This is a genomic window from Bacillus sp. 7894-2, assembly GCF_002272225.1.
GTDB lineage: Bacteria > Bacillota > Bacilli > Bacillales > Cytobacillaceae > Cytobacillus.
Map to the genome: position 1 here is coordinate 1 of NZ_NPDG01000043.1, position 9,325 is coordinate 9,325.

General features: G+C 43.2%; 10 protein-coding genes and 1 pseudogene. 8 read left to right on the plus strand and 3 right to left on the minus strand.

Features of this window, described 5'->3' with window-relative positions:
• The first annotated feature begins 45 nt into the window (after window positions 1–45).
• From yutH to thrB, 5 genes are all read left to right on the plus strand, one after another.
• Window positions 46–1,053 (plus strand): spore coat putative kinase YutH, encoded by a 1,008-nt coding sequence (gene yutH, locus CHI10_RS07090; protein ID WP_095243596.1) that lies wholly within the window; start codon window positions 46–48, stop codon window positions 1,051–1,053.
• 72 nt (window positions 1,054–1,125) lie between these two features.
• Window positions 1,126–2,088 carry a 2-hydroxyacid dehydrogenase gene (locus CHI10_RS07095; protein ID WP_095243597.1) on the plus strand — a complete coding sequence of 321 codons (963 nt, stop codon included), beginning with the start codon at window positions 1,126–1,128 and terminating at the stop codon, window positions 2,086–2,088.
• 205 nt (window positions 2,089–2,293) lie between these two features.
• Window positions 2,294–3,592, plus strand: a complete 1,299-nt coding sequence (locus CHI10_RS07100) for a homoserine dehydrogenase (RefSeq protein ID WP_095243598.1) — start codon at window positions 2,294–2,296, stop codon at window positions 3,590–3,592.
• Entirely contained in the window at window positions 3,589–4,650 is a 1,062-nt protein-coding gene (thrC, locus tag CHI10_RS07105) for a threonine synthase (RefSeq protein ID WP_095243599.1), read from the plus strand. The genes CHI10_RS07100 and thrC overlap by 4 nt, the downstream gene beginning before the upstream one ends.
• Window positions 4,647–5,582 (plus strand): homoserine kinase, encoded by a 936-nt coding sequence (gene thrB, locus CHI10_RS07110; protein ID WP_095243600.1) that lies wholly within the window; start codon window positions 4,647–4,649, stop codon window positions 5,580–5,582. The genes thrC and thrB overlap by 4 nt, the downstream gene beginning before the upstream one ends.
• 42 nt (window positions 5,583–5,624) lie before the next feature.
• Here the strand turns inward: thrB and CHI10_RS07115 are convergent.
• Window positions 5,625–5,846: pseudogene (locus CHI10_RS07115) on the minus strand (NifU family protein); the annotation flags it as partial.
• A 182-nt stretch (window positions 5,847–6,028) separates the two neighbouring features.
• Here CHI10_RS07115 and CHI10_RS07120 point away from each other — a divergent pair.
• Window positions 6,029–6,352 (plus strand): YuzD family protein, encoded by a 324-nt coding sequence (locus CHI10_RS07120; protein WP_095243601.1) that lies wholly within the window; start codon window positions 6,029–6,031, stop codon window positions 6,350–6,352.
• A gap of 37 nt (window positions 6,353–6,389) precedes the next feature.
• Here CHI10_RS07120 and CHI10_RS07125 read toward each other — a convergent pair whose 3' ends face one another.
• On the minus strand, window positions 6,390–7,457 hold the full coding sequence (locus CHI10_RS07125; RefSeq protein WP_095243602.1) for an NAD(P)/FAD-dependent oxidoreductase: 1,068 nt from the start codon (window positions 7,455–7,457) through the stop codon (window positions 6,390–6,392).
• 280 nt (window positions 7,458–7,737) lie between these two features.
• Here CHI10_RS07125 and CHI10_RS07130 point away from each other — a divergent pair, with 280 nt between their 5' ends.
• Window positions 7,738–7,977 carry a YuzB family protein gene (locus CHI10_RS07130; protein WP_035331977.1) on the plus strand — a complete coding sequence of 80 codons (240 nt, stop codon included), beginning with the start codon at window positions 7,738–7,740 and terminating at the stop codon, window positions 7,975–7,977.
• A 42-nt stretch (window positions 7,978–8,019) separates the two neighbouring features.
• On the opposite strand, the gene CHI10_RS07135 is transcribed toward CHI10_RS07130, so the two are convergent.
• The gene (locus CHI10_RS07135) at window positions 8,020–8,712 is read right to left on the minus strand and encodes a DUF2225 domain-containing protein (RefSeq protein WP_095243603.1); all 693 of its coding nucleotides are present in this window, start codon (window positions 8,710–8,712) and stop codon (window positions 8,020–8,022) included.
• A gap of 193 nt (window positions 8,713–8,905) precedes the next feature.
• On the opposite strand from CHI10_RS07135, the gene CHI10_RS07140 reads away from it, so the two are divergent.
• Entirely contained in the window at window positions 8,906–9,268 is a 363-nt protein-coding gene (locus CHI10_RS07140; protein ID WP_095243604.1) for a HesB/IscA family protein, read from the plus strand.
• Window positions 9,269–9,325: the final 57 nt, after the last annotated feature.

Below are 9,325 nucleotides of genomic sequence, written 5' to 3' on the forward strand. Positions count from 1 at the left end.
AGCAACAAACTTTGCGAAAACAGCCTATTAAATTGAGGTGATTTAATGTTTAGAAAGCTTTTGAAAGAACAATTTGGCATAGAAGCAGAAGATACAATCAGAATCGGAAAATATGATGCATGCCGAAAGCAGGGGCATCTTTATTTGCTTGTTCCTGCGGGGCATACAGATGAAGAAGAGCTAGATGAACTGGACCGAATGGCAGAACACCTGTCCAATAACGGTGATAGAAATATTAGTACTTTTTTGAAAACGAAGGAAGGCAAGCAGGCCATTGACTGGAATGATAGCCGCTTTTGTATTTTAGTTAATCGGCATACTCTGAGCAGGAAGCAGAATCAGTTTGGACGAAAGCTGGCAAAGTTCCATTACAGAGGAAGGAGTATTTCTTTTCCTGTGAAAAAAACGAGCAGAATCGGGCAATGGAAACAGCTTTGGGAACAGCGGCTTGACCAAATGGAAAAGGTATGGAATGAGATGCTATTCCAAAAACCCGAAAATGACTTTGAGAGAATGTTTTTAGAGTCATTTCCCTACTATATGGGGCTGGCAGAAAATTCAATACAGTATCTTGTGGATACAGAGCTTGACGATGAACCCGGCATGGCAGACAGCGGAACCGTTTGTCATATAAGATTGACTTCTTCCACCTGGGGAGACAATTATTATATGAAAAATCCATTTGACTGGGCATTTGATCACTCATCCAGAGATTTGGCTGAATGGACAAGGGAAAAATACTTCCGTAATATCAAAACGTATCAGCCGGAACTCCGCCAATTTTTATCGGAATATCAAAGTGTAGGAAGATTATCCTCTTTTTCATGGCGGTTATACTACGCCCGTCTATTGTTTCCCCTCCATTATTTTGAAACAGTAGAAAATTATTATGGCGCCGATTCTGAACAGCAGAAGCTGGTGCTTCAGGAGAGATTGCAGAAGTATCTATGGCAGTCTGATGACCATGAGCGCTTTCTGGGCGGGTTTTTTGAATTTGCCGAAGTTCCGATCAAAAAACTAAGGATTCCTCTGGTGAATTGGATTAAGAGCTGAAAAAAGGCAGGGAATTCCCTCTTTCTTGGCGAAAGGAAAAGTAAGCTGAGAATGTGAAAAGGGGATATTTCAATGAAACCATATGTTTTTATCAGCAGGAAGCTGCCTGAAGATGTTATCGCCACTTTAAAAGAAAAATACATTGTTGAAATGTGGGATCGGGAAGATGTGGCGGTTCCTTATGATGTATTTCTGCAGGAAGCGGGAAAGGCAGATGCCATTCTAACCATGTTGTCAGAGACTGTAAATGAGGAAGTTCTGAAAGCGGGAGAGAAGCTGAAAGTTGTTGCCAATATGGCTGTCGGCTATGATAATGTGGACGTTGAAACAGCAAAGAGGCTCGGAATTACAGTTACCAATACACCAGAGGTATTAAATGATTCAACCGCCGACCTGACATTTGCCCTTGTGCTTGCTGCTGCCCGCAGAATGGTGGAGGCTGCGGAGTTTGTGAAGAAAGGCGATTGGAAGAGCTGGAGTCCGCTCCTTTTGGCAGGCCAGGATGTGCATCATAAAACAATCGGAATTGTAGGAATGGGGAATATCGGAAAAACAGTGGCAAAGCGTGCCGCGGGATTTGACATGGAAATCCTGTATCACAATCGTTCGAGGAAGCCGGATGCAGAGCAGGAACTGGGAGCTCAATATGTCAGCTTTGATGAGCTGCTCGAACGGTCAGATTTTGTTGTCTGTCTGACACCATTGACAGCAGAAACAAGAAATTTATTTAACCGAAGTGCGTTCCGGAAGATGAAAGACAACGCTGTTTTCGTGAATGCCTCCAGAGGGCCTGTAGTAAATGAACATGATCTATATGAAGCACTGAAGGCAGGTGAAATTGCGGCTGCGGGATTGGATGTTTTTGCGGAAGAGCCAATCGGCGCCGGACATCCGCTGTTAGAGCTGAAAAATGTTGTGGCCATGCCCCATATCGGAAGTGCAAGCATAGAAACACGCTATAGAATGATGCAGCTGTGTGTGGAAAACATTGATCTTGTTCTATCAGAAAAGAAACCGAAAACACCGGTCAAATAGAAGTGATGAAGGCATCCATGATGGGTGCCTTTATTGATAGAAAAAAATTTTAAAAAGATTTAAGCGCAATAAAACAGTATGTTAAGCGCTTTCATTTACCGTTTTTGGAAAATTGCCTATTGTAAAAATCCTGATCGCCCCCTATAATGTCTACTATACAAATACAAATGTACTTACATAGTGAACACTTTAAGGGGGAGCTAGCGTGGAATCAATCTCAATTGGTTTATTAGGGTTAGGAACAGTTGGATCGGGTGTCGTGCAAATCATTGAGAAACACCAGGATAAGCTTATGCACCAGGTCGGCTGTCCGGTTGTTGTAAAGAAAGTTCTTGTTAAAGATGTAAATAAAGACAGAGCCGTTAAAGTGGACAGGAATTTGCTGACGCTTAATCCTGAAGACATTTTAAATGATGCAGATATAGATGTAGTGATTGAAGTAATGGGCGGCATAGAGGAAACTAAAAACCATTTAAAGAAAGCGTTGGATAATGGAAAGCATGTAGTGACGGCAAATAAGGACCTGATGGCGGTATACGGGCCTGAATTGCTGGCTGCATCCGCTCAAAACGGGTGTGATCTCTTTTATGAGGCAAGTGTTGCCGGCGGCATTCCCATTTTAAGAGGGCTGGTAGATGGTTTGGCTTCAGACAGAATTACAAAAATGATGGGCATTGTGAATGGGACAACGAACTTTATTTTAACAAAAATGAGCAAGAATGGGAGCGCTTATGAGGACGTCCTGAAAGAAGCCCAGGAGCTGGGATATGCGGAAAGCGACCCGACTGCAGATGTGGAGGGCCTTGATGCAGCAAGGAAAATGGCGATCCTGTCTACACTTGGCTTTTCCATGAATATTGACCTTGATGATGTTAAGGTTAAAGGCATTACGGATATTACGGAAGAAGACCTTCAGTACGGCAGGCAGCTTGGGTACATCATGAAGCTGATCGGGATTGCCCATCGGGAGGGGGAGAAGGTGGAAGTAAGTGTCCAGCCGACACTGCTTTCCGAGTCTCATCCACTTGCATCGGTTCAGGATGAATACAATGCAGTATATGTTTACGGTGAAGCTGTAGGGGAAACGATGTTCTACGGACCTGGGGCAGGCAGTCTGCCTACAGCTACAGCTGTGGTATCGGATCTTGTTGGAGTCATGAAAAATATGCGTCTTGGCGTCAATGGAAAAAGCGCGGCAGTTCCTCAATATGATAAGAAATTAAAAGATGCAGATGAAATTTATTCGAAGTATTTCTTAAGAATGCATGTAAAAGATGAAGTAGGGACATTTGCCAACATCACATCCATTTTTTCAGAGCATCATGTTAGCTTCGAGAAGATCCTGCAGCTTCCTCTAAAGGAAAAAGGGCTTGCTGAGATTGTGCTGGTTACCCACCAGGCATCCCTTCAGGATTATGAGGATATTTTAGTAAGTTTAAGAGATTTGCCGGCAGTTCAATCAATCAAAAGTTCGTATCGTGTGGAAGGGAGCGCCAGAGTATGAGATGGGAAGGCCTCATAAAAACATATAAAGACTATTTGCCAGTTAGTGAAAATACACCAATGCTTACTTTAAATGAGGGCAATACTCCCCTGATCAGGCTGGATAAGCTCTCAAGAGACTGGGGCATTGACCTTTATGTGAAAACGGAAGGAGCAAATCCTACAGGGTCATTTAAAGACAGAGGCATGGTTATGGCAGTTGCAAAGGCGAAAGAAGAAGGAAGCGATGCAATCATCTGTGCCTCCACAGGCAATACCTCTGCAGCTGCGGCGGCATATGCAGCAAGGGCGGGCATGAGATGCGTAGTTGTCATCCCTGAAGGGAAAATTGCCATGGGGAAGCTTGCACAGGCAGTTATGTATGGAGCGGAAGTTGTATCAATTGAAGGTAATTTTGACCAGGCGCTTGCAATGGTACGGAAAATTAGCGAAACAGAACCTTTTACTCTCGTAAACTCGGTTAATCCATATCGTCTTGAAGGACAGAAGACAGCGGCCTTTGAAATCTGCGACCAGCTTGGAAGCGCTCCTGATATCCTTGCTTTGCCAGTGGGTAATGCCGGCAATATTTCTGCCTATTGGAAAGGGTTTAAAGAATACAACGAAGAAAGAGGGACAGGTCTTCCAAGAATGCACGGAGTACAGGCCGAAGGTGCAGCAGCCATTGTCCATAACCGTGTATTTGAAAGTCCTGAGACGATCGCCACAGCCATCCGAATCGGAAATCCTGCGAGCTGGCATTTAGCCAATGCAGCATTGTCAGAATCAAATGGAAAAATTGATGAAGTCAGCGACGAAGAGATTCTTTGCATGTACCGTAAACTTGCTTCATCTGAAGGGATTTTCGCTGAGCCGGCTTCATGTGCTTCACTTGCGGGGGTATATAAACAGCTGCGTAATGGGGAGATTCCTCATAAAACAAAAGTGGTGGCCATCCTGACTGGGAACGGGCTGAAGGATCCAAATACAGCCATTGATTGCAGCCCTGTTAAGCCAGTTTTGCTGCCTAATGATGAAAAAGCAGTTGCGGACCATATCAAGGGAGCCGTTCACATATGAGCGAAGGTGAAATGGTTGTCATCAAAGTACCCGGCAGCACGGCAAATCTCGGGCCAGGCTTCGACTCGATTGGCCTTGCCTTAAATTTATATTTGACGCTTGAAGCAGAGAAGGCAGACAAGTTTGAAATGATTCCTTTATCAGAGGCGCTAAGCATCTACCCTTCGGATGAATCCAATTTTATTTTTCAAGTTGCAATGGCTACTGCGAAGAAATATGGTAGAGAGCTTCCGGGATGCAAAGCCCGCATTTCGAGTGAAATTCCTCTCACACGGGGACTTGGGTCAAGTGCTGCAGCCATTGTAGCGGGAATCGAATTGGCTGATGTGCTTTGCGGACTCCAGCTGACTCAGTACGAGAAGCTGGTGCTGTCTTCCCGAATGGAGGGCCATCCTGATAACGCAGGAGCCTCCCTTCTAGGAGGCCTCGTTATTGGCTGCCTGTCAGAGGAAGAGGTATCTGTTCAGAGTATAAAAAGTATAGAGTTTGATGTTATAGCAGTGGTCCCGAAAGAAGAGCTCCTTACAAAGGAATCCAGAGGCGTTCTGCCTTCAGAATGGTCCTTTCGGAAAGCTGTCCAGGCCGGGGCAGTCGGCAATGTCATGGTAGCAGCCTTGCTCAGCGGGAATTTCCCCCTCGCAGGCAAGATGATGAGCGGAGACTTATTTCATCATCCTTACCGAAAGAAAATGGTTCCGCACTTGGAAGTCATTGAAAAAGCTGCACCAGGGCTCGGAGCATTTGGAGTTGCGTTAAGCGGTGCGGGGCCGGCAGTTCTCTGCTTGGCTGAGACAGGATGTACTCCCGCAGTGGCAGAAGGGCTTCAGAGGCTGCTCCCGGACATGGAAATCCTGCCACTGAAAATTGATCAGGAAGGCTGTACGGTTTTAAAAAAAAGCTTAGTTGAGCTGGAGATAGGCCAAACAATATAAAAAAGCGATGTCATGCAGACATCGCTTTTTGCAAAGGAAAAATTAAAATACTTGTTCTACTTCGACGACACCAGGTACTTCTTCCAAAAGAGCACGCTCAATACCGGCTTTCAACGTAATCGTTGAACTTGGGCAGCTGCCGCATGCACCAAGAAGGCGCAATTTAACGATGCCATCTTCAACATCCACCAATTCACAGTCCCCGCCATCGCGAAGAAGGAATGGGCGCAATTTATCTAATACTTCCTGAACTTGTTCAGTCATAGTTGTTTGTTCTGCCATGTGAAATCGACTCCTTTCCATACATTTATTATAATCAAATCAGTCTTAAAAATCTATTCCAAGAACGTAATTTCCACTCATTAGGAGAATATTTTTCATATGCTGCTCAATGTTAATGTTGTAAAATGGAGGGAAGAACAAGTTTTGCATAGGGGGAGAGAAGAGTGAAAAAAGAGATCGAAATCACTGTTTATGGTGCAGAGCAGCTTTGTCCAAGCTGTGTGAATCTGCCATCATCCAAGGAAACTTATGAATGGCTGGAGGCAGCACTATCCCGGAAGTTTGCCAATCAGCCTTTTAAAATCGTGTATGTTGACATTCATAATCCACCTGAAGAAGAGGACAAAAAAGAATTCGCACTAAGAGTGATAGAAGAAGATATGTTTTACCCGGTTGTCCTGCTTGAAGATGAGATTGTCGGTGAAGGCAATCCAAAATTAAAAACGATCTATGCGGAAATGGAAAAGTACGGATACCAGGCAGTTTAATAAAAAAATGAGCATCGATCAGGATGCTCATTTTTTATTATCCATTATGGTATTTATACATCCATAGTATTCCGGATTTCAACAGGCGGGCAACGCGGCCTGTGATAGGACGTTCTGCGACCAGACCAAATCCATGCTTTTTGCCCAGTGATCCAAGGACTCCTTTAAGCTTGATAACTGGCAATGTTTCAGGAAGGTCCTCGCCTTTCCAGCGTTTCAATAGGATTTGAACGATTTGCTCTGCCTGCCCTTCAGCAAGCTGTGCACTTGGTGCATGCGGTAGGCTTGCACAATCCCCTACCACATAGACATGTTCATTCCCGGGGATATTGTGATGCCTGGTTAAGACTACTCGTCCTTGCGGGTCCTTTTCCACATTCATATCCCGAACCACTTTGGTCGGCTGGATGCCGGCGGTCCATACGATGGCATCACAGTGGATGGCTTCGTCATGATTATAAAGGGTTTTTTCTTCTACTTTAGTAATATTCGATTGGTTAATGATTTCAACATTATGCTCTATGAACCAATTTTCTACGTATGTGCTCAATCTTTCAGAGAAGGCTGACAGAATATGCTTCCCTCTATCAAATAATTTGACTTTCAAATCCGGACGGCTTTCATTTAATTCTGAAGCCAGTTCCACTCCGCTTAATCCGGCACCGACAATTCCAACAACAGAGCCTGGTGATAGATTATTTAAAGCTTGATACGTTCTGCGGGATTTTTCAATTGTCTGGATGCTATATGTGTGAATGTCAGCTCCTGGAACATTATGGTATTTATCTTCACATCCAAGTCCAATTATTATATCATCATACGAAACAGGCTCTTCGTCCTGAAGATATACCTTGTTTTCCTCAATGCTGATTTTTGTCACTTCACCGTATTTAATGGTCAATCTTTGATGTTCAGGGAAGGATACACGCACATGCTGGTCTGAAATGGTACCGGCAGCTAGAGCGTAATATTCAGTCTTTAAACAATGATAAGGCACACGATCTATTAGTGTAATAGAGACATCATCGGGAAGCTGGTTAGGCAAAAGTCGGGCAAGTGCCCTCATACCGCCATAGCCTCCGCCAAGTATCACAAGGTTTTTCATAGTATATTTCCCCTTTATGTCCGTACTGATTGCTGTTACCGAACCTAAAAATAAACTTTATTAGTTATCTTGAAAAAATAAATAAATGATATTATTAACCTCAAACCCATAAAAAGTATAACGAAATTGTGACAAAATCACAACACAAATCAGCAGGAAACTTGACAATAAACGACATGAAGTGGTAATTATGCATACTAAAAAGAAATAGGAATGAAATCACTTTCTTGCAGAATTCGGGTAAAAAAGGTAGCATTAACAGGGTAGAGAGGTGAAAGATGTGATTAAGCCAATCATCGAATTTTGCATCAGCAATTTGGCCAGCGGCTCTCAAAAAGCGCTTGAACAGCTGGAAAAGGATTATGATCTGGATGTCATCGAATATGGCTGTCTCGGGTATTGCGGCAAATGTGCAAGCACACTTTTTGCGCTTGTGAACGGAGAAGTGGTAACTGGAGAAACACCAGATGAACTGGTTGAAAATATATATCAATATCTGGATGAAAATCCGATGTTTTAATATAGAAAAGGAGCGATTAAATTTCGCTCCTTTTCTTATTCCTTAATTAGCGGCAGTTTTTTGTTCCCTCATTTCATACCATCGTTCTCTTGCCATTTCAATTAACTTTGGCTCAGTGGAGCGGCTTTGCAGTTCAATAACTTTTGAAAAATATTTAACAGCCTGTTCAGACTGTTGCGTCCTTCGGGATAACTCCCCGATCAGATAAAAGATTCTCGTTTCAGAAATGGTTGATCCCTTAAAGTCATCAGATATATAAGACTCCAGGTATTCCTTTAGAGCAAGCTTCAAAAAGCGCTGTTCCTGATCAGCATTCTTTATACTCCGGAAAAGCCAGGCGAGTCTGACATGTAAACCAGCCAAAGTAATATGCTTCTCCCTTTTTAAAGTTCCGCAATATAGAGCAAGCTTATAGGTGTTGACAGCAACAATGATGGATCGATCCTGGCAGTAATCCTGGGGAATCCAGGCATTCACAACTTTAGAATGGATCAAATCAAGGGATCCCGGCGGGAAATAAGGAGAAAAATCTTCTGATTCTGAGTAGCCGCAATGCGGGCAGGTCTGAATATGATATAAAAGAGGGTTCATGCTTTCATCAGAATAGTTTGGGCAGAAATCACTGTCATAATCAGCTGCTTTTACAAATCTGGAGCGGAGTTTTTTAGTGGTGAAACTCTGTTTGCAGACTCTGCATTCGTATTTTTTATCATAAGTAGGGTTTAATTGCTGCATAGAATGACACCTCCGAGGATAATTTTTAAGACTATTATACCATTATCACTGCGCCATCTGAGTATAAAGAACTATTATTTCGGCTGTGACAGAAAAAAATTAGAAAAAGTAAAAGTCTCTTAAGTTGAGCACATACCTTTTACTGTATATACTATGAGTATAGAAGTATCCTTATATGACAGGAGGGAATAACATGGAAAAAGTTGTGGATATAACAGAAGCAGCAGCTTTGCATATAAAAGAAATGATGAAACAAAATGAGGAAGAAGATGCATTCTTGCGTGTAGCCGTTAAAGGTGGCGGATGCAGCGGACTTTCCTATGGAATGGGGTTTGCCCATGAAGCTGAGGAAGGTGATATCCAGTCAGAGCACTATGGAATTCAGGTTCTTGTCAGCAAGGAAGATGCACCTATCTTAAATGGTACAAAAATTGATTATAAACAATCTATGATGGGCGGCGGATTCACAATCGACAATCCCAATGCCATTGCAAACTGCGGCTGCGGATCCTCTTTCCGTACCGCTGCAAATACAGGTACACCGGAAGAGTGCTAAAATAACATAACGCATCAAAAAAGGACGGTCCCGAACAGGCCGTCCTTTTCTTATCTT

What these genes read in the sequence shown, in the direction of transcription:
- yutH (WP_095243596.1), top strand. Translation starts at nt 46, where the DNA reads ATGTTTAGAAAGCTTTTGAAAGAACAATTTGGCATAGAAGCAGAAGAT.
- CHI10_RS07095 (WP_095243597.1), top strand. Translation starts at nt 1,126, where the DNA reads ATGAAACCATATGTTTTTATCAGCAGGAAGCTGCCTGAAGATGTTATC.
- thrC (WP_095243599.1), top strand. Translation starts at nt 3,589, where the DNA reads ATGAGATGGGAAGGCCTCATAAAAACATATAAAGACTATTTGCCAGTT.
- thrB (WP_095243600.1), top strand. Translation starts at nt 4,647, where the DNA reads ATGAGCGAAGGTGAAATGGTTGTCATCAAAGTACCCGGCAGCACGGCA.
- CHI10_RS07125 (WP_095243602.1), bottom strand. Translation starts at nt 7,457, where the DNA reads ATGAAAAACCTTGTGATACTTGGCGGAGGCTATGGCGGTATGAGGGCA.
- CHI10_RS07135 (WP_095243603.1), bottom strand. Translation starts at nt 8,712, where the DNA reads ATGCAGCAATTAAACCCTACTTATGATAAAAAATACGAATGCAGAGTC.
- CHI10_RS07140 (WP_095243604.1), top strand. Translation starts at nt 8,906, where the DNA reads ATGGAAAAAGTTGTGGATATAACAGAAGCAGCAGCTTTGCATATAAAA.